20 protein-coding genes are annotated in these 20,118 nt (G+C 65.4%); 10 read left to right on the top strand and 10 right to left on the bottom strand.

The features are described 5' to 3' along the window. Positions 1-354 precede the first annotated feature (354 nt). The 8 genes from PVW27_RS10465 to PVW27_RS10430 all read right to left on the bottom strand — a co-directional run bounded on the left by PVW27_RS10465 (position 355) and on the right by PVW27_RS10430 (position 6,156). On the bottom strand, positions 355-834 hold the full coding sequence (locus PVW27_RS10465; RefSeq protein WP_274557490.1) for a TrmO family methyltransferase domain-containing protein: 480 nt from the start codon (positions 832-834) through the stop codon (positions 355-357). Continuing rightward, a complete protein-coding gene (locus tag PVW27_RS10460; protein ID WP_274557489.1) occupies positions 824-1,504 on the bottom strand; it encodes a copper chaperone PCu(A)C in 681 nt (226 codons plus the stop codon). The genes PVW27_RS10465 and PVW27_RS10460 overlap by 11 nt, the downstream gene beginning before the upstream one ends. Before the next feature lie 73 nt (positions 1,505-1,577). Next, on the bottom strand, positions 1,578-2,705 hold the full coding sequence (locus PVW27_RS10455; protein WP_274557487.1) for a methanobactin export MATE transporter MbnM: 1,128 nt from the start codon (positions 2,703-2,705) through the stop codon (positions 1,578-1,580). 4 nt (positions 2,706-2,709) lie between these two features. Then, positions 2,710-3,321: an MbnP family copper-binding protein gene (locus PVW27_RS10450; RefSeq protein WP_274557485.1), complete on the bottom strand. Its 612-nt coding sequence runs from the start codon at positions 3,319-3,321 to the stop codon at positions 2,710-2,712. Further along, positions 3,318-3,536 (bottom strand): hypothetical protein, encoded by a 219-nt coding sequence (locus PVW27_RS10445; RefSeq protein ID WP_274557484.1) that lies wholly within the window; start codon positions 3,534-3,536, stop codon positions 3,318-3,320. Before PVW27_RS10445 ends, PVW27_RS10450 begins: the two co-directional genes overlap by 4 nt. Before the next feature lie 63 nt (positions 3,537-3,599). After that, on the bottom strand, positions 3,600-3,962 hold the full coding sequence (locus PVW27_RS10440; RefSeq protein WP_274557482.1) for a hypothetical protein: 363 nt from the start codon (positions 3,960-3,962) through the stop codon (positions 3,600-3,602). Between the two features lie 32 nt (positions 3,963-3,994). After that, positions 3,995-5,473 carry an amidohydrolase family protein gene (locus tag PVW27_RS10435; RefSeq protein WP_274557480.1) on the bottom strand — a complete coding sequence of 493 codons (1,479 nt, stop codon included), beginning with the start codon at positions 5,471-5,473 and terminating at the stop codon, positions 3,995-3,997. Then, the gene (locus PVW27_RS10430; protein ID WP_274557478.1) at positions 5,470-6,156 is read right to left on the bottom strand and encodes a GntR family transcriptional regulator; all 687 of its coding nucleotides are present in this window, start codon (positions 6,154-6,156) and stop codon (positions 5,470-5,472) included. Before PVW27_RS10430 ends, PVW27_RS10435 begins: the two co-directional genes overlap by 4 nt. Positions 6,157-6,337: 181 nt before the next feature. Here PVW27_RS10430 and PVW27_RS10425 point away from each other — a divergent pair, with 181 nt between their 5' ends. The 10 genes from PVW27_RS10425 to PVW27_RS10380 all read left to right on the top strand — a co-directional run bounded on the left by PVW27_RS10425 (position 6,338) and on the right by PVW27_RS10380 (position 16,976). Continuing rightward, complete coding sequence (locus PVW27_RS10425) at positions 6,338-7,903, top strand: ABC transporter substrate-binding protein (protein ID WP_274557476.1); 1,566 nt, start codon at positions 6,338-6,340, stop codon at positions 7,901-7,903. 57 nt (positions 7,904-7,960) lie between these two features. Further along, the gene (locus PVW27_RS10420) at positions 7,961-8,944 is read left to right on the top strand and encodes an ABC transporter permease (RefSeq protein ID WP_274557474.1); all 984 of its coding nucleotides are present in this window, start codon (positions 7,961-7,963) and stop codon (positions 8,942-8,944) included. 16 nt (positions 8,945-8,960) lie between these two features. Further along, positions 8,961-9,902 (top strand): ABC transporter permease, encoded by a 942-nt coding sequence (locus tag PVW27_RS10415; RefSeq protein WP_274557472.1) that lies wholly within the window; start codon positions 8,961-8,963, stop codon positions 9,900-9,902. A 5-nt stretch (positions 9,903-9,907) separates the two neighbouring features. Continuing rightward, complete coding sequence (locus PVW27_RS10410) at positions 9,908-10,876, top strand: ABC transporter ATP-binding protein (protein WP_274557471.1); 969 nt, start codon at positions 9,908-9,910, stop codon at positions 10,874-10,876. Next, a complete protein-coding gene (locus PVW27_RS10405) occupies positions 10,873-11,892 on the top strand; it encodes an ABC transporter ATP-binding protein (RefSeq protein WP_274557470.1) in 1,020 nt (339 codons plus the stop codon). The genes PVW27_RS10410 and PVW27_RS10405 overlap by 4 nt, the downstream gene beginning before the upstream one ends. Then, positions 11,892-12,545: a flavin reductase family protein gene (locus tag PVW27_RS10400; protein WP_274557468.1), complete on the top strand. Its 654-nt coding sequence runs from the start codon at positions 11,892-11,894 to the stop codon at positions 12,543-12,545. Before PVW27_RS10405 ends, PVW27_RS10400 begins: the two co-directional genes overlap by 1 nt. Then, on the top strand, positions 12,545-13,270 hold the full coding sequence (locus PVW27_RS10395) for an aspartate/glutamate racemase family protein (protein WP_274557466.1): 726 nt from the start codon (positions 12,545-12,547) through the stop codon (positions 13,268-13,270). Before PVW27_RS10400 ends, PVW27_RS10395 begins: the two co-directional genes overlap by 1 nt. After that, positions 13,267-14,460: an amidohydrolase family protein gene (locus tag PVW27_RS10390; protein WP_274557464.1), complete on the top strand. Its 1,194-nt coding sequence runs from the start codon at positions 13,267-13,269 to the stop codon at positions 14,458-14,460. The genes PVW27_RS10395 and PVW27_RS10390 overlap by 4 nt, the downstream gene beginning before the upstream one ends. Then, positions 14,460-15,932 carry a chlorohydrolase family protein gene (locus PVW27_RS10385; protein WP_274557463.1) on the top strand — a complete coding sequence of 491 codons (1,473 nt, stop codon included), beginning with the start codon at positions 14,460-14,462 and terminating at the stop codon, positions 15,930-15,932. Before PVW27_RS10390 ends, PVW27_RS10385 begins: the two co-directional genes overlap by 1 nt. A 120-nt stretch (positions 15,933-16,052) precedes the next feature. Continuing rightward, on the top strand, positions 16,053-16,976 hold the full coding sequence (locus PVW27_RS10380; protein ID WP_274557462.1) for an acetamidase/formamidase family protein: 924 nt from the start codon (positions 16,053-16,055) through the stop codon (positions 16,974-16,976). Between the two features lie 77 nt (positions 16,977-17,053). On the opposite strand, the gene PVW27_RS10375 is transcribed toward PVW27_RS10380, so the two are convergent. After that, the gene (locus PVW27_RS10375; RefSeq protein WP_274557460.1) at positions 17,054-17,851 is read right to left on the bottom strand and encodes a carnitinyl-CoA dehydratase; all 798 of its coding nucleotides are present in this window, start codon (positions 17,849-17,851) and stop codon (positions 17,054-17,056) included. Next, positions 17,848-19,848, bottom strand: a complete 2,001-nt coding sequence (locus tag PVW27_RS10370; RefSeq protein ID WP_274557459.1) for an acetate--CoA ligase family protein — start codon at positions 19,846-19,848, stop codon at positions 17,848-17,850. Before PVW27_RS10370 ends, PVW27_RS10375 begins: the two co-directional genes overlap by 4 nt. Positions 19,849-20,118 lie beyond the last annotated feature (270 nt).

Genomic DNA, 20,118 nt, shown 5'->3' with positions numbered 1-20,118 from the left:
CTCGTGCAGCGGCGGAGAAACATCATGCGCGCGGTGAATGACGCGCGCAGTCCCGCCGGTGCCAAAGCGGGCAACCCAACCCCTCGGACAGCAGAAATCCGCATAGATGCGCGGAATCACCGCCCTGCGGCCCATGCACCTCACGGAACGATCCGCAGGTGTCGATCATCCCTGCGGGCGGGCGTCGTCTCACCTGCGCGAGGCGTCCGAGAGATGAACGATAGAATCGGTTGCGTGGTCTGGCACGGGGCCAGACACCATGACAGCCCGCTTTCAAGCGGGCCATCGACACGGTCCCCGCGCCCCGCGCCGTCAGCATAACGGCCGCACGCAGAGGAATGATGACCGCGGCTGTCACCGGGTCAGATTGTCCACACCGGGCAGCCAGGGTTTGATGTCGATCAGCGGGGTTCCGTCAAAGGCATCCAGCGCATCCACCGTCAGAATGCCCGCCGCGTGGTCGATCTCCAGCAGCCGCACGCAGGCCAGCGCCACCGGATTGGGTCGGGCGGGCGAGCGCAGGCCAAACACGCCGCGCGGGGCAGGGCGATGGGCCGTGGCCTGCACGATCAGGTCACGTCGCGCCCCGGCCATCCAGTATAGCAGGATGATCCCGTCACCTGCGACAAGTCCCTCAAGCCCGGCACGATAGTCCGGTGCCACGACCGCCTGAAACAAGCCGCCACGGTTGCGCGCCTCGGTCAGGTTCTTGGGGCAGTCGCCCTTGCGCCATGGCGTCGCCAGATGCCCGATGAAGGTCACACCCGCCTGTATTCGGCTTCCGGGATCGAAGGGCAGCTGCCGCTCGCCGGGGCGTTGATCTTTATCCGCCATGGGACGTGCCATGGGCGCGGCTTTGCCCATGCTCCTGCGTGCCCGTGCTTATGATGAAGCGTGTTCCGTCAAAACCATCGAAACGCGCGTTCGCATTGCGTCCAAGTGTCTGCACATCGGCACGGGCGATCCAGGGCCCCAGCCGCGCCGTGATCCGGGCGGTATCGGTGGTGCTGCCTGCATCGGGCATTACGCCGGAATGGTCGTGATGGCTGTGATCGCCTCCGCCCGGCGGATCGATCACGAATTCGGTTTCGATCCGGCCCGCATGTTCGAAAATGAACGTGACGGGATGCACCTCGCCCTCAGTCAGGGTCGTGGTCAGCCCCATCAGCATGATGTGATATCCGCCGGGCTCCAGCGCGACGATTTCGCCTGCCGGAATGTCGATCCCGTCCTGCCGGATCATGCGGGCCACACCGTCGCTGCCATGTTCGGTCATATGCAGTTCCGCGACCGCTGCGATGGGCGTCTCGATCCCGATCAGACGATCATCCCGCGATCCTTCGTTGGAGATCACAAGATAGCCCGCCGCCGATTTGGCCATTTGCGAAGGCTCGGGGATATTGGGATGGATCAGCTCCAGATCCCCGACCGAAATACCATGCGCCCCGGCCATGGTGGTTGTCCAAAGCATCGCTGCAACGGCGATGGCGAAGAGGGTTTTCATGCGTGTGTCCTATATTGCTGGTGGTGGTCGCGGGCTTTACCATGTGACACGGCCCTTTGTCGTGACAGGTATATCATGGCGCCGGCATCCTGCGTGTCGCGACGGCCGGATGACCGGGTGGCCAGGGGTCGGCATGGCGCGGATCGGTCAGGAAGTCCCGATCGGTCAGGCTTTCCAGAAAGGCGATCAGGTCGTCGATCTCGGCCTCGGTCGGTGTGAAGCCGACGATCATCCCGTCCTTCTGCGGATGGCCGGGCGCGCGACCTCCGCCCGCGTAATGGGCAATCACGCCGCGCAGATCGGGGATCGACCCGTCATGCATATAGGGTGCGGTCACCGCAACATTCCGCAGGCTGGGCGTGCGGAACCGTCCCGCATCCTCTGGCCGACCGGTCAGTTCGATCAGGCCGGGGGCCGTGGCCGGATAGGATTCGTAAAGGCCGGTATTGTGGAATCCGACCTCGCCCTGCGGCTGACGCGCGGTGCGCAGGTTATTGGTAAAGTGGATGCCCGAATGACAGTGATAACATTCGAACCGATGGTCGAAAAACAACTGTTCGCCGCGTTTCGCTGCCGCAGACAGGGCGTCGACCTCGCCCCGGTATTTGTAGCGGTCATAGGGCGCATTGACCGCGATCAAACTGCGCTGATAGGCGGCCAGCGCCCGCGTGATCGTGAAAAGGTCAGGCGCGGGACGGTCGGGAAAAGCGGCGGCAAAGGCTGTCCGATACCAGGGATCGGCAGCCAGCCGGGCAAAGATCGCCACCTCTTGTCCCGCGCCCCCCATTTCTTCGGGGGTCTCGCCAAAAAGTGGGACAAGCGCCTGAAACTCCAGACTGTCCATATGCGGGTTGGCCCATGTCAGCGCCGGCAGATAGCCGACATTGGCCAGCCCCGGCACGTTCAGCGTGCTGGGGGTATCATTGATTCCGAGACCCCGAGGGCGACCATCGGCGAAACCCAGCGCCTGCACATGGCACGACGCGCAGGCCACAGTGCTGTCGCGCGACAGGCGGGCATCATGAAACAGGTGCCGTCCCAGATCCACCTTGGCCGCCGACATCGGGTTGTCGTCAGGCACATGAGGGGGCACCATCCATGCAGGCATCGGCCATGCAAATGGCGCGACGGCGACAGGATCGGCCAGGGCTGCCGCCCCGACCAGACCCATTGCAACCGCCTTGAGGATCACGCGGACCATCGTCTTATCGCTGGGCGACAAGCGATTGGGTGGCCGCCGGCACATCCATGTAGCCCAAGCCAAGGGCGGCCATCACGGTCATGCAATCGGCATCCCCCGGAAAGGACATGCAACCGGGAGAGGTGTCAGGGGCATTCGCCCTCAGATCCGCCCCGGCCACCACGGGGGCAGGGTCGATCACCACCGTGCCCTGCGCGATGTCGAACCCGTCCAGACGGATCTCCATCCGGTTGCCGTTCTTGCAGGCCGTGGGTGCCTCGGTCTTGGAGGCCGCGTCGCACATGGTCGAGCCCAGATGCAGGAACCAGCCGCGTGGCCCGTCGTTCTTGCGGTCCGTGGGCACCATGTCGATCCGCAGGAACTTGTAGCCGCCCTGCCAGTTCCAGAACATCGCTGTGGTGTTCAAAGGTGCCGGGGCCTGCGTCGGGTCGATATGGTTCTGATCGAATGGCACGCCGATGGTGAAGCTGAGGCCCGTATACTCACCTTCGGGCACCGTGCCGCGCAGGGTGGTGTTCATCCCGGCCTTGCCATTGGCGCAGGCCCCGCTGGCATCCTCGAAATCCAGCAAGGCCAGATCACCCAACCGCCAAGCGCCATCCTGGTCCAGCGTCATGGATTGCAGACTGCCATCAGCGCGGGGTTTGCGACGAACAGGCGAAAGTCAACAGCCTGAACCTCTGCTCGGGTGCGACCAAGACCGGCATAGGTTTGGGTGCAGGCAAAAGGCTGGCCCGCGATTTCGGCGGCAAAGGGGATCGAGACGGCCATATCGGCCAGTGCGGGCGTCGCCGCAAAAGCAGCTGCGGCTGCAAACGCAAAACGTGTCATGGGATAGTCCTCAGGCATGGGCGCACATGGCCCGGAAGGGATCAGGTTTTCAGAGAAACGAGATCAGGCCAGAGGGGGCGCGCGCAGTCCCAATGCGGGATCAAGAACCATGCGCGCTGCACGGTTTTCCTGCGGGGCCACAACACGCGACAGCATCCGCAGATCAGCGTCACGCAGCAGATCCGGTTGGGTTCCCCCCGCGCAGGTCGCCACGAGGTGACAGGCAGGACAGTCCATATGGGCCGGCAGGCTGTCATCCAGCGGATCGGCGCAAAGCTCGGCCAGACTGCCACCGGCCAGAACATAGGCCTGCACCGCCACATCGGACTGCGCCGGGGCGCGATGGCCAAAACCGATCATGATCAGCGCCGCGGCCAGCGTTGCGATACCTGCAAGACGGGACAAAGTGACGGCACATCGAACCATGCGCGACTCAATGCTATGCAGCGATACGCTTTTCAAGCTTTTTCGATATCCGCCCCATTTCGACCCGACTGCGCCTCGGCAGAGCCTGCGGGGCGATAGGGTTGCGCGGCACGACGTGCCCCGCGCCAGATCTCGGGTCCTTCCCCCCGCGATCCCGCATGCCCTGTGGCGGCAAAGACGCGTTCCGCCTCGTCGGCGGCGGCTGTCAGAATGGCGTCCATATCCAGATGCGGGATTGTCCGCTGCTCCATCAGAACCTTCCCATCGACCACGACCGTATCCACATCGGCGGCGCTGGCGAAATGGGTGATCCGGTTCAGCGCCATGACCGGCGGCCACAGATGCGGCTTGCGCCCGTCCAGCAGGATGATGTCCGCCTTCTTGCCGATTTCCAGCGATCCGATCTCATCCTCCAGCCCCAGCGCCCTAGCCGCGTTGATGGTGCATAGTTCCAACGTCTTGCCCTCGGGCAGGACGGCCGGGTCGCGGAAGTGGCGGCGGTGGTAGTGCATCGCCTGCGCCATATGGCGGAACATGTCGAACCCCCGGTCCGGCGCGCCCGCGTCCGAGCCGAGGCAGACGGTCACGCCGGCCTCCAGCAGCTCCGGCACCGGGCAGCGGCCGATGATCGACATGATGGCGCTGGGATTGTGGATGATGGAGGCGCCAGTTTCGCGCAGCGCGTCAACATCCGCTTGCGTCAGGTCCACGCTATGTCCAAGGGCGGCGCGTGGCGACAGCAGACCCAGATCATGCGCCAAGGCGATGGACCCCTCCCGATGCCCGTCCTGCGTGAACAGCACGCCGGTGCGGTCCTGCAACGCGCGCATGGCGGTGGACATGGCCCGGATCTCGTCACCATGCGCTTGCATGTGATCCTGCGTGTAGACCGGCAGGATCAGCGCCACGCCGGTGCGCCGGGTCAGCACATCATCGTGCCGCGCGATCAGATCGGCGCAGACCTCCATCTGCTGGGCAAAGCTCACGGGCCGTTGGTCCGGGCCGAACATGCGCGGAAAGGGCATCCGCCCCGGCCCCACCGCCATGATCGTCCGCAGCCCGGACTCCTGCGTGGCCGCGCAATGCGCATCCCCCGCTTCGGGCGCATCAGTGCGATAGACATCCGCCCCGCCGCCCAGAAGCGACACAGCCGTTGTCACCCCGCCCATCAGCCGTTCCAGTTGCGCCAACCGCTGCTCGGCCAGCCAGAAGGCGGGGGTCGCCGCGCGGGCATAGATATCAGCGCAGACCTGAAACCACAGATCACCGTCGCCGTCACCGGCTGCCCGGACAAGGCCGTGGCCGGCATGGGAATGGGCGTCGATCAAGCCGGGCAGGGCGATCAGGCCGGGCCTGTCGATCACCCGGTGCGCGGGGGGCGGTGTGCCCGTGCCGATGGCGGCGATCCGGTCGCCGTCCAGCGCGATCCATCCGCCCTCGATCACCCGGCGATCCGGGTCCACCGTGACGATCGTGGCGCAATGCAGCAGCAGGTCGTGCGGCGCGCTCATGCCAGCAGATCCCGCAGGTCGCTGGGCTCCTGCGTGTCCTGTTCCAGATCAAGCTGCCCTTCCAGATGGTCGATATGGTGGTTCATCAGATGCCGCGCGCGCGCGGTGTCGCCGCCTGCCACAGCTTCCACGATCTCGGCATGTTCGTCAGGGCCGCAATCAGTCTGGCTGCGGGTCTGATACATCACGATGATCAGCGAGGTGCGCGACAGCAGATCCCGCAGCACATCCCACAGATAGGGCGATCCGGCCAGTTCCCCGATCAGCAGGTGAAACGCGCCAGACAGCCGCACGGTCGCCTTGGTGTCGCCCGCCGCCCGCGCCTCGCGTTCCTGCGCGACATGGGCTTCCAGCCGGGCAATCGCCTCGGGTGTCACCACTTCGCACAGCCGGGCCACCAGCTGCGTCTCGATGGTGCGGCGCGCAAAGAAGATGTCCCGCGCCTCCTCGATCGAAGGCTGCGAGACGAAGGCACCGCGATTGGGCACCAGCGTGACCAGCCCGTCATGTTCCAGCGCGGTCAAGGCTTGGCGCACGCGGGCGCGACTCACCGAGAAGATCTCGGCCAGTTGCTCTTCCTTGAGTCGGGTGCCGGGCTTCAGCTTGCGCTCGGCAATCGACAGCCAGATGCGGTTGTAGATCTCGACATGCGGGGCGTCTGTCGTCGTCTCGGCCAGATTCATGCGCGGTATCCTCCCGTCCTGAAAGGCAAAATCAGGTCTGCCTAAATTTAAGTCAACAATAGTGTCAGCACAAGAATAAAAAATTGTAGACAATTTGAAGTCCGTATGTTTGCAATATACGCATCGCGGCCATGCAGTCTGTGCAATGCGGCCAGCGCCATAAACCAACGGGAGACTTGCGATGCTTCGCCACCTCATGATGACCGCCGCCGCCGCGACCCTGTTCGCTACCGGGGCCAGTGCCGAAACCCTGCGCTTTGCCACGGCGCGCGACGTCTATGGGCTTGACCCCCATGCTGTCACCGACAGCTTCACCAACATCTTCACCCATCACCTTTATGAACCGCTGGTCCGCTACGATGCCGATCTGAAGATCGAACCCGCGCTTGCCACCTCATGGGAGGTGATCGAGCCGACCCGCGTGCGTTTCACCCTGCGCGAAGGCGTGACCTTCCACGGCGGCGAGGCGTTCGGCGCGGATGACGTGCAGGTGTCGCTGATGCGCGCGGTCGATCCGAAATCGCCCCTGCGAGGCAACCTGCCCGGTCTGAAAGCGGTCGAGATCGTGGACGATCTGACCGTCGATCTGATCCTTGAAGGGCCGACCCCGCTGCTGAACAACTACCTGACCAACATCTTCATTCTGGACAAGGGCTGGCTTGAAGCGAACAACGCCGTGGCCCCCATCGACGCCAGTCAGGGCGAAGAAGGATATACCACCAACAACGCCAACGGCACCGGCCCGTTCAAGCTGGAAAGCCGCCGCCCCGATGCGCTGAACGTGCTGGTGGCCAATGACGCATGGTGGGACACGCCGGTCCACAACCTGACCCGGATCGAACACACGCCCATCGGATCGGACGCCACCCGCGTGGCGGCGCTGCTGTCGGGCGAGATCGACCTGATCGAACCCGCCCCTCTTCAGGATGCCAACCGGATCGAAGCGGCGGATGGTGTGCGGATGCTGCAAAACCCCGGCCTGCGCAGCATCATGATGGGCATCAACATGGGTGACAGCCTTGTGGACGGCAATGTGGACGGCAATCCGCTGAAAGACATCCGCGTGCGGCAGGCGCTCTATCATGCGATCAACATGGACCTGATCCGCGACCGCATCATGCGCGGCAAGTCGCGTGTCACCGGCTCGCTGATCGCGCCCGAGGTGAACGGCTATACCGAGGCCATGGACGCGCGCCTGCCCTATGATCCCGAGCGCGCCAAGGCCTTGCTGGCCGAGGCGGGCTATCCGAACGGCTTCGCCTTCAACCTTAACTGCCCCAATGACCGCTATGTGAATGACGAGGGCATCTGTCAGGCGATGGCCGCCATGCTGGCGCAGGCCGGGCTTGAGCCACGTCTCGTGACCGAACCGCGCCAGATGCATTTCCAGAAGGTCGATAACCGTCAGGTGGATGTCTTCATGCTGGGCTGGGCCACCCTGCCGATGCTGGATGGTTTCTCGGTCCTGTCGGCGATGCTGGCGACGCCGGGCGGCGAATACGGCACCTTCACCCCTGCGGGCTATTCCAACCCGCGCGTGGACGAGCTGACAAAGGCCGTGGCGACCGAGGTCGATCCCGAAAAGCGCAACGCCATGATGATCGAGGCGCTGATGCTGGCCAAGGACGACATCGCATGGCTGCCGCTGCACCAGCAGCCGCTGTCATGGGCCGCACGCGACACCGTCGAGGTGCCGCAGGCCGCCGATGACCTTGTGCGCCTGTGGTATGCGCGCGTCACCAAATGATCCGGACGGGCAGGGGGTGATCCCCCCTGCCTGCCATGATTCAAGGGAGGTTCCGCAATGCTTGGTTTCCTGATCCGCCGGATCATCCAGTCGGTTTTCGTGATGCTGGCCGTCGCGCTGATCGCTTTCATGATGTTCCGTTTCATGGGTGATCCGGTCAATTCCATGGTGGCCGAGACGGCCACGACCGAGGAACGTGACGCCGTGCGCGAACGTCTTGGTCTGGATCAGCCGCTTTACGTCCAGTACGGCCGCTTCGTCGCCCGTGCCGCCACCGGGGATTTCGGCCTGTCATGGCGCAACGCGCGGCCGGTTTCGACCCTGCTGGCGGAACGGTTCCCGGCCACGGCGGAACTGGTGCTTGTGGCAGCCGGGCTGTCGCTGGTGCTGGGCATCCCCTTGGGTATCCTGACCGCGCTCAGGCCGCACAGCTTTTCAACGCAGGCGCTGCAACTCATGTCACTGGTCGGGATCTCGCTGCCGACGTTCGTGACGGGTATCCTGCTGATACTTGTCTTCTCGGTTTGGCTGGGCTGGCTGCCCTCCTTCGGGCGGGGCACGGTGGTCGATGTCGGCTGGTGGTCCACTGGGTTCCTGACGCTCTCGGGCCTCAAGGCGCTGATCCTGCCCTCCGTGATGCTCTGCCTCTTCCAGTTGACCTTGATCATGCGGCTGGTCCGTGCCGAGATGATGGAGGTGCTGCGCACCGACTACATCAAGTTCGCCAAGGCGCGGGGCCTGACCAACCGCTCCATCCATTTCCACCACGCGTTGAAGAACACGCTGATTCCCGTGATCACCATCTTCGGGCTGCAACTGGGTGGGCTGATCGCCTTTGCCATCATCACCGAAACCGTCTTCCAGTGGCCGGGCATGGGGGCGCTGTTCATTCAGGCCGTCAGCTTTGGCGATGTGCCCGTGATGGCCGCCTATCTGGTGCTGGTCAGCCTGATCTTCGTGATCATCAACACAACTGTCGATCTGCTCTATGCCGTGCTGGACCCGCGTCTGCGGGTCGAGGGCGCGCGGGCGGCCCATTGACCTGCCGGAGGACGCCATGACCGACACCACTCAGATCAAGACCACCCCCTCGGCGCTGACCCGTCTGTGGAACAGCGATGTGGCGTGGAACTTCCGCCGCTCCTGGACCGCGCGCATCTCAAGCGTGCTGATCCTGATCCTCTTCGCCGCCGCATTGTTCGCGCCGCTGCTGGCAACGCAGAACCCCTATGACATTTCGCAACTCTTCCTGCTGGACAGCGAATTGCCTCCCGCTTGGATCGAAGGCGGCGATCCGCGCTATTTTCTGGGCACGGATGAACAGGCGCGCGATCTGTACTCCTCGATCCTCTATGGTCTGCGCCTGTCGCTGATCGTGGGCTTTGCCAGCGTGGCGCTGGCGGCGGTCGTGGGCATCTCGCTGGGTCTTCTGGGCGGGTTCGTGGGCGGCATGGTCGACGGGGCCATCATGCGGGTGGCCGACATCCTGCTGAGTTTCCCGGCCATTCTTGTGGCGCTGCTCGTCAACGGCATCGCACGCGGCGTGCTGCCGCCTGAACGCCACGCGGATGCGGCGATCTGGGTCTTGATCCTGGCCATCGGCCTGACCAACTGGGTGCAATATGCCCGCACCGTGCGCGGCTCGACCATGGTCGAGCGGCAGAAGGAATATGTGCAGGCCGCGCGCATCAACGGCGTGTCGGGCATGGGCATCATGCTGCACCACATCCTGCCCAACGTGCTTGGCCCGGTGCTTGTCATCGCCACGATCAACCTTGGCATGGCCGTGCTGACCGAGGCGACGCTGTCCTTCCTTGGCGTGGGCATGCCCGCGACCCAGCCCAGCCTTGGCACGCTGATCCGCATCGGCAACGAATACCTGTTCTCGGGCATCTGGTGGGTCGTCATCTTCCCCTCCGTCGTGCTGGTGGCCCTTGTGCTGGCGGTCAACCTTCTGGGTGACTGGCTGCGCGACGCCCTGAACCCCAAACTGAGGTAAGCGCCATGACCCTTCTGACCGTCGAAAACCTGACCGTGGCCTTTCCCGGTCGCAGCGGCACCGTCAACGCGATCGAGGATGTAAGCCTGAGCGTCTCACCCGGCGAGATCCTGGGGATGGTGGGCGAATCCGGTGCCGGCAAATCCATGACCGGGGCCGCCATCATCGGACTGATCGAACCCCCCGGCCGCATCGCCGCGGGCGAGATCCGGCTGGAAGGCCAGCGCATCGACACCCTGCGCCCCGATGAGATGCGCCGCATCCGCGGGCGGCGGATCGGGGCGATCTTTCAGGACCCGCTGACCAGCCTCAACCCCGTGCTGACCGTGGGCGAGCAGCTGATCGAGACGATCCAGACCCATCTGAAACTGCCCAAGGACGAGGCCCGCGCCCGCGCCATCGACTGGCTGCGCCGCGTCGGCATCCCCGCCCCCGAGGCGCGGATCGACACTTATCCGCATCAATATTCCGGCGGGATGCGGCAGCGTGTGGTCATCGCGCTGGCCTTGTGCGCCGAGCCGCGTCTGGTGATTGCGGATGAACCCACGACCGCGCTGGATGTTAGTGTGCAGGCGCAGATCATCGCGCTTCTGCGCAAACTGGCACGCGAAACCGGCGTGGCGGTCATCCTCGTCACCCATGACATGGGCGTGATTGCCGAAACCGCAGATCGTGTCGCCGTGATGTATGCGGGCCGCATCGTCGAGGTGGGCCCGGTGGCCGAGGTGCTGACCGCGCCGCGCCACCCCTATACGCGCGGTCTCATGGCCTCGATCCCGCGGATCGGCGCGCGCCCCGATGTGCTGCCGCAGATCGAAGGCGCGATGCCGCGCCCCCATGCGCGCCCTGCCGGTTGCGCCTTTGCCCCGCGCTGCCCGGTGCGCATCGAGATTTGCGGGCAAACTCGCCCCGACCTGACAGGCCATGCCACAAGGTCCGTCGCCTGCCATCTGTCCGAGGAGGTTCCCGCATGACCGATCCGATCCTGACCGTCACCGGTCTGAAAAAGACTTTCGATCTGTCCCAACCCTTTCTGACCCGGCTTACGCAGGGCGGCGGGCGCAAATATGTGCATGCGGTCGATGGTGTCGATTTCACCATTCCGCGCGGCACCACGCTCAGCCTTGTGGGGGAATCCGGTTGCGGCAAATCCACCGTGGCCAAATTGCTGATGGGGCTGACGCAGCCATCGGCAGGCAGCATCCGCTTTGACGGGCACGAATTGGCGGGCTCGCGCGCAGGTCAGCCCCCTGCGGTGCGCCGCCGGATGCAGATGATATTTCAGGACCCCTATGCCAGCCTCAACCCGCGCTGGCGCGTGGCGCGCATCATCGGCGAGCCGATGAAAAGCTTCGCAACCCATCCCGACCCGGTGGCGCGCCGCAAGGAGGTGGACCGCCTGCTGGAATTCGTGGGCCTGTCCGCCGCAGACGGCGAGAAGTTCCCGCACGAATTCTCGGGCGGCCAGCGGCAGCGCATTTCCATCGCGCGGGCGATTTCCACCAAGCCCGAGTTTCTGGTCTGTGACGAGCCGACCTCGGCCCTTGATGTGTCGGTGCAGGCGCAGATTCTGAACCTGATGCGGGAATTGCAGCGCGAGCTGGGCCTGACCTATCTGTTCATCAGCCATGATCTGGCGGTGGTTAATTTCATCTCGGACCAGATCGGGGTCATGTATCTGGGCCGTCTGGTGGAACTGGCCCCGGCGGACCGCATCTTCGCGGCACCCCAGCATCCCTATACGCGGCTCTTGCTGGACACGGTGCCGGACATCACCATGGCGCATCGCGACATGGACCGCCCGGCGGGCGAGGTGCCCAACCCCATCACGCCACCTTCGGGATGCCATTTCCACCCGCGCTGCCCCCTTGCCAATGAGCGCTGCCGGACCGAGGCTCCTGTTTTTCGCGCCCATGGCGACAGCCAGGTGCGGTGCCATGCCGTGCAGGAGGGGCGCACCGACCCCATGCCACTCAGAAAGGCCGGATGATGGAGTTCGATTTCACTCAACTGCCCCCGCAGGACCGCTACCGCCTGCTGACGAATTTCGTCGGCCCGCGCCCCATCGCGCTGGTCACCACGCGGTCCGAAGGCGGGCACAGCAACGCCGCCCCGATGAGCTTCTTCAACGTCTTTTCGCAAGACCCACCCATCGTGATCCTTGGCGTGCAGACGCGCGGCGACGGGCAAGAGAAGGACACGCTGGTCAATATTCGCCGCACCGGGCAATTCTGCGTCAACATGGTGGATATGGAACTGGCCGAGGCGATGATCCTCTGCGGGGTCAATTTCGCCCCCGATGTGGATGAGCCTGCCTTTGCCGGACTGGACACCGCGCCCTGCCGCCAGATTGACGCCCATTACATCACGCGCACCCCTTGCGCGATGGAATGTCGGGTCGAACGGATCATCGACTTTCCGTCCCGCGCCATCATTCTGGGCGAAGTGGTGGAAATGACCGTGCGCGACGACTGCATGGACGCGCAGGGCCGCTATGTGAACCCGGATGTCTATCAACCCATCGCGCGGCTGCATGCGGACAATTACATCGTCGCGGATCGACAGTTCGAGTTGTTGAAACCTGCGGAAGCGGCGACCTGGGAAGCGGCGCAACTGACCCCAAAGACAGCAAAGGCACGATGATGCTGATCCATGTCATCAATCCGAACTCCACCGCCGCGATGACCGACCAGATCGGACGCGCGGCGCGGCGGGTGGCCTCGCCCGGTACCAAGATCGACCTTGTGACGGCCCGGGCCACACCTGCCTCGATCGAAGGCTATGCCGATGAGGCGCTGGCCGTGCCTGCCATGCTGGCCGCCATTCGCGCCGCCGAAGCGCGCGGGGCCGCCGCGCACGTCATTGCCTGTTTCGACGATCCTGGCCTTGATGCGGCGCGCGAAGTGGCAGCAGGTCCGGTGCTGGGCCTCTGTCAGGCGGCGATCAGCGTCGCCATGACGCTGTCCGCGCGCTTTTCGGTGGTCACGACCCTGCCGCGCTCTGTCCCGATCATCGAGGATCTGGCCGATGCCTATGGTGCCGGGCGGCGTTGCCGCCGCGTGCGCGCCATCGACCTGCCCGTTCTGGCACTGGAGGAAGATCCCATCTGCGCCGAGGCATTGATTGCTGCCGAGATCCGCGCCGCGCAGGCGCATGACGGGGCCGAGGCGGTGATCCTTGGCTGCGCCGGCATGGCCGAGCTTTGCGACAAGCTTTCGCGTGACACCGGCGTTCTGGTGATCGACGGCGTCACAGCCGCCGTCCGGCAGGCCGAGGCGCTGGTCGGCATGGGCTATCGCACATCGAAACTGGGCGGCTATGCCTGGCCGCGCGTCAAGACAGGGGGCTTCGCCCCGGAGGCCGCATGACTGACCTGCTGATCCGCAACCTGCGCCCCATGGGCGCGCCCGCCACTGACCTGCTGATCCGGGGCGGCCGGATTGCCGAAATCGCGTCCGGGATCACAGCGCCCGGCATCGCGACCGAGGATGCAGGCGGGGCCATCGCCACCCCCGGTCTGGTCGAGGCGCATACCCATCTGGACAAGACGGTGATGGGCATGGGCTGGTATGAGAACGCCGTCGGCACCGACCTCCGTTCCATGATCAACAACGAACGCCGCGCGCGGCGCGAACTGGGCCTCGATCCCGCGCGGCAATCCATGCGGCATGCGCTGGCACTGGTGGGCAACGGCACCACCCATATCCGCAGCCATGTGGACGTGGACACGGATAATGGCCTCTCCGTGCTGGAGGGTGTCCTGAACACCCGCGACACCCTGCGCGGCGTGGTCGAGATCGAGATCGTGGCCTTCCCCCAATCCGGCCTGATGATCCGCCCCGGCACGCTGGAACTGCTGGACGAGGCCATGGCCATGGGGGCCGATCTGGTGGGCGGCCTTGACCCCTGCGGGATCGACCGCGACCCGAAAGGCCATCTGGATGCAATCTTCGCCCTGGCCGACAAACACGGGCGCGGGATCGACATCCACCTGCACGAACCCGGTGACATGGGGGCCTTTTCGCTGGAACTGATCCTTGAACGCACGGCCGCGCTGGGGATGAAGGGCAAGGTCGCGGTCAGCCACGCCTTCTGCCTTGGCATGCCCGACTGGAACCGGGTCGAGGTGCTGCTGGCCGAACTGGCCGAACAGGATGTCGCGATCCTGACCACGGGTGCGCCCTCGCGCGAGGTGCCCAACCTCAAACGGGTGCGTGGCGCGGGGCTGCGCATGGGGGCGGGCTGCGACGGCGTTCTGGACACATGGAACCCGTGGAACCGCCCCGACATGCTGGATCGGGCGCGGATCGTGGCACAGAAGAACAACCTGCGCGCCGATGCCGATCTGGCGCTGGCGCTGGATCTGGTTACCACGGGTGGCGCCGCCGTGATGGGTGTCATGGATCACCGACTGGCCGTGGGTAACCCCGCCGATCTGGCCCTGCTGCCCGGCCGCACTTTGGCCGAGGCGGTGGCGATGGGCGGACCTGTCCAGTTGACCGTCAAGGGCGGGCGCGTGACCGGGCGCGGCGGCAAACCCGTGATGGAGGCACCGTGATGCTCTCTGATCTGACATTGGGCGCGCGCCTCAAGGGGCGCACCGCGTTGGCCGCGCGCTGGATCGTCGCGCATCGTGACGGCGGCCACCGGCTGCTGGAAAACGGCGAGATCGTGATCGAGGAGGACCGCATCCTCCATGTCGGCCCCCGCTTCGAGGGCGAGGTGGCCCGGCGCGTCGATCTGGGCGAGGTGCTGATATCCCCCGGCTTGATCGACCTTGACGCCCTGTCCGATCTGGACACCACCACACTGGGTGTCGACTGCGGCCCTGCATGGGCCAAGGGCCGCGTCTGGCCCGAATCCTATCTCCGCCGTGGCCCCTATGAGATGTATACGCCCGAGGAACTGGCCTTTCAGAAACGCTTCAGCTTTGCGCAGTTGCTCTGCAACGGCATCACCTCGGCCCTGCCCATCGCCTCGCTGTTCTACCGGGAATGGGGCGAGAATGTCGCGGAATTCGAAGCCGCAGCCGAGGCGGCGGGGGCATTGGGCCTGCGCGTCTGGTTGGGCCCGGCTTATCGCTCTGGCGGAATGGTCTGCACCGCGCCGGGTATTCTGGAGCCCCGCTTCGACGAAGCGCGCGGGCTGGCTGGCCTGAATGACGCGATACATTTCATCACCGCGCAGTCAGGCCGCTTCGGCGGGCTGGTGCAGGGGATGTTGGCCCCCGACCGCGTGGAAACCTGCACGCAGGACCTGCTCAGCCGCACCATGGCGGCGGCTGCGGATCTGGACGTGCCGGTGCGCCTGCACATGGCCCAGGGGCAGATGGAGCGTGATACGGTGCACAGCCTGCATGGCACCACCGCGCCGCAATGGATGGCCGGGTTCGGCGCGCTGTCACCCCGCCTGATCGCGCCACATGCGACCTATGCCACCGATGACGACCTGCGCCTCTATGCCGATCACGGCGTGACGGTCGCGCATTGTCCACTGGTCTTTGCCCGCTCGGGCGCGATGCTGCGCTCCTTCGGCAAGCTGCGCCGGATGGGGATCAACATCGGCATGGGCACGGACACCGCCCCGCCCGACATGGTGCTGAACATGGCCGTTGGCGTGATGATGGCGCGCATGGCGGGCGACAGCATCCATGACGCGGCACCCGAACACATGCTTGACGCGGCGACCCTTGGCGGGGCCGCCGCACTGGGACGGCCCGACCTCGGACGGCTGGAACCGGGAGCCAAGGCCGATATCGCGATCTTCGACATGCAGGACACCCTGATGGCCCCCCGCGTCGATCCGGTCCGCACTCTGATCCTTGGCGCGACGGGCCGCGTCACGCGGGCCGTCTTTGTCGATGGGCGGCTGTCCATGCGCGAAGGGCAGGTGGCAGGCATCGACATGGCGGCCGCCCGCACCCGCGCGCAGGCGCAATTCGACGGGCTGCGGGACAAATACCCCGACCGGACATGGGGCCACCCCCCGGTGGATGAGATCTTTCCCCCCGCCTATCCGCCATTGGAGTGACCATCACGCGCCACGCCGTTTGCACCTTCGCGCGCAGCCGGGTAGCATCGCCGCAGGATCAGATCCACTCCGTCCCGTCGGCGTTGCCGCGCCTCCGGCCACAGATGCAAAGGTGCCTCCATGATTGTCGAAGCCGGACCGAAAACCTGCCATTGGGGTTACTTCGATGCGAGCCTGTCACCTGTCGCGACGGTGGCCAGCGGGGATGAGGTGACCATCAACACGGTTTCGGGCGGGCCGCAGGTCTTGCCGGGAGAGGGTTTCCATGTGCCCCCCGAACTGCACGAGATCCACGCCGCAGGCGCACCCGCAATGCCGGGCCATATTCTGACCGGCCCCGTGGCGGTCGCGGGCGCGAAACCCGGCGATGTGTTGCAGGTGGATATTCTGGATGTGCAGCTGCGGCAGGACTGGGGTTACAATTTCATCCGGCCCTTGGCGGGGACACTGCCGCTGGACTTTCCGCAGATGCACCACACAACGATCCCGCTGGATGCCAAACGGGGCGAGGCGACGATGCCCTGGGGGCTGAAACTGCCGCTTGCGCCGTTCTTCGGCGTGATGGGCGTGGCTCCACCGCCCGCATGGGGCCGCATTTCGACGATCGAACCGCGCGCCCATGGTGGCAATCTCGACAACAAGGAGCTGGTGGCGGGCACCACGCTCTATCTGCCCGTGCTGGCCGAGGGGGCGCTCTTCTCCTGCGGCGACGGGCACGGCGCGCAGGGCGATGGAGAAGTCTGCGTGACCGCCATTGAAACCGCGCTGCAAGGCCGTTTCCGCCTCACCCTGCGCCGCGACATGGACCTGACTTATCCCGAGGCCGAGACTCCCACCCATTTCATCACCATGGGCATGCATCCCGATCTGGACGTTTGCGTGGAAATCGCCCTGCGCCGGATGATCGCCCTTGTGGCATCCCGCGCGGGCATCACACGCGAGCAAGCCTATATGCTGTGCTCATTGGCCGGAGACCTGCGGATCACGCAGACAGTGAACCGTGAAAAGGGCGTCCACATGATGATGCAGAAGGCGCTGCTGTAGAAGGGCAGGGCGCAATCGGCGCGGATCATGCCAAGGCAGCGCGCCTACAGCCCCGGCCCGAGGCGGCGCGCACCCTCTCAGCGCCCCCTCCAGACGGGGTCGCGCTTTTCGGCAAAGGCGCGCGCGCCTTCCAGTTGATCCTCGCTGGAATAGAGCCGGTCCACGGTCGCGAACTGCCGCTTGGTGATGCGGTTCAGCGCATCCTGAAATCGCATCGCTTCCGCCTCGCGCACGATCTCCTTGATTGCGGCATAGACCAGCGGCGGTCCGGCCTCCAGCAGTCGCGCCAGATCCCATGCCTTCGGCAACAGGTCGGCAGGCGTCGTGATCTCGCGCAGCAGCCCCCAACGCAGGGCTTCATCGGCGTCGAACCACCGCCCCGTCAGCAGCAGGTCCATTGCCACATGATAAGGAATCCGCTTCGGCAGCTTGATCGAGGCTGCATCCGCCACCGTGCCCGACCGGATTTCCGGCAAGGCAAAGGTCGCGTTGCTTGAGGCAAGGATCAGATCGCAACTCAAGGCCAGTTCCAGCCCGCCGCCGCAGCAGATGCCATTGACGGCGGCAATGACCGGCTTGTTCAGATGCGGCAACTCCTGCAAGCCGCCAAAGCCACCCACGCCGTAATCCCCGTCCACCGCATCGCCATCCGCCGCCGCCTTCAGATCCCAGCCGGGGCAAAAGAATTTCTCGCCCTCCGCCCGCAGGATCGCCACGCGCAACCCATCCTCATCGCGGAAATCGCGGAACACCTCGCCCATGATCCGGCTGGTGGCCAGATCGATCGCATTGGCCTTGGGTCGGTCCAGCGTCACTTCAAGGATCGCGCCCTCGCGCCGTGTCTTGATCGGGCCGCTCTCGCGCATCTGCATCATGTTTCTTCCCTCCAGATCACGGCATCCACCGCGATGGCCCCGTCGGTCGTCACCATCAGGGGGTTGATCTCTATCTCTGCCAGCAGCCTGTCAGCCGCCAGCATCGCCTGCAAGGCCAAGGCGACCTCGACCACGGCCGCCACATTCGCCCGTGCCCGCCCGCGATAGCCATCCAGCAGCGGCCACAGGCGCAAGGACCGCAAGGCCACGCGGATCTCATCCCCCGTGACCGGCAGGACCAGCGTGGCGGTATCGTCCAGCAGTTCCGCCGTTACGCCGCCAAACCCGATCGTCAGCGTCGCGCCATAGACCGGATCGCGCCGCGCCCCGATCAGCAATTCGGCCAGCGCGCCAGTCACCATCTCCTCGGCCAGATAGCCTGCGGAACCGGGCATATCAGCCTGACCTTCCAGCGTGGACAGGTGCAGCCGCACTGCCCCCGCCTCGGTCTTGTGGGCAAAGCCGATCCCTTTCAGCACCAGTGGCGGGGACAGGTTTTGCGCCAGTGGCAGCACCGCAGACAGATCCGGCGCGCTCACCCCGCGGGGCACAGGAATACCCTGCGCCGCCAATAGCGTCTTGGCCTCCGGCTCCGGCATCAGGGTCAACGGCGCGTCACGCGGCGCCACCGGCCACGGTCGCCACCCCGCGCGGCCACCCGTTCCCTGCGCCGCCCGGATCGCGGCCAGCGCCGTCTCCAACCCCATCAAGGGCGCAATGCCCTGATCCATCAAGGCAATCGCCCGCGCCTCGTCAAAATTCTCGGGCAGGGAGGCAACCGGGAAGGCCGGCTTGCCCGTGGCGCGCCCCGCTGCGACGATCGCCTCCAGCGCAGGCTCGAAACTCGACGGATCGCACCGATCCGGGCGCGGCGGGTCGATGATGAAGATGCCCGCATCGTATCCCTCCAGCATGGTGGTGAAGACATCCGTTGTGCGTGGCCCGTCGCCCCAGATGAAGGTGTGGTAGTCCAAAGGGTTGGCGATGGTGACGAGGGGGCCGAGGATACCCGACAACCGCTCCCGCTGCGCCGTGGATGGGGTTGGGAAGTCCAACCCGTAGGGGGCAGCCATATCGGCCACCAATCCCGCCTCGCCGCCCGAACAGGACAGCGAACACAGCCGCCGCCCCAGTCCGGGCCCACGGACATGCAGGATCTTCAGGGTCTCGATCAGTTCGGCGGGCGTGTTCACCTCGGCCACGCCGATCTGGTGCAGATAGGCGGATGACGCAGCACCGCCCCCGGCCAGTGACGCGGTATGTGAAGCCGCCGCCTCGCGCGCCGCGGCGGTCTTGCCCGACTTGATCGCAACGATCCCTTTGCCGGCCGCCCGCGCGGCCTGCGCCAACGCGGCGACTGCCGCCGCATCGCCCAAGCCTTCGATGTAAAGACCCAGCGCCGTGACGCGCGGATCGTCCAGCAGCGCGCCCGCCAGTTCAGCCAAGCCCACCTTGGCGGCATTGCCCAGACAGGCGACATAGGCCACGGGCAGGCCCCGCGCCTGCATGGTCAGGTTGATCACGATATTCGAGGATTGGCTCAACAGCGCGACACCACGGTCTACCCGTCGCCCGCCATGCTGGTCGGGCCAGAGCAAGGCGCCGTCAAGATAATTGATGAGGCCATAACAATTCGGCCCTAGAATCGGCATTGTTCCTGAAATGGAAACAAGCTGATCCTGCAGATCCGCCTCACCCGCTTCGCGCCAGCCTGCGGCGAAACAGATGGCGCCTCCTGCGCCCATCGCGGCCAGTTCCGCCACTACATCCAATGTGGCATGGCGGTTCACACCAATGAAGGTGGCATCCGGGGCTGCGGGAAGCTCGGCAAGGCTGCGATGGCATGGCACGCCCGCGATGCTGTCCCGCGTGGGATGCACGGGCCAGACCGGTCCGTCAAACCCCATCCTGCGGCATTGCTCGATCACATTGGCCGCCCATCCCGCGCCCAGCACGGCGATGGAACGGGGGCGCAACAGGCGAGCGAGGGCCGTCATGTCCAGAACCCGGCGCAGTCCGACAGGCCGGGGAGGGCGCTGCCCTCCCCGGACCCCACCCGGGAGATTTGAGGACGAAAAATGGAAACACCCCGCTGACCATCGGCCAACGAGGTGCCATTTCCCGTCACGGTCATCGGCGTCCCCGCCTGTACCGTGGGCCCAATATGGCAGTGCTTGGTAAACACTTGCTGAAGATCACACCGGGATTTGCACATTTTCCGTCCTGAAATATCCTCGGGGGGGGCGTTCAGCAAAGCTGAACGTGGG

Origin of the sequence: Seohaeicola sp. 4SK31 (genome assembly GCF_028802875.1) — a bacterium.
In the GTDB taxonomy this organism is placed as follows: domain Bacteria; phylum Pseudomonadota; class Alphaproteobacteria; order Rhodobacterales; family Rhodobacteraceae; genus Seohaeicola.
The sequence above is the reverse complement of the archived record's forward strand: the minus strand, read 5'-3'. Positions and strand labels throughout refer to the sequence as shown.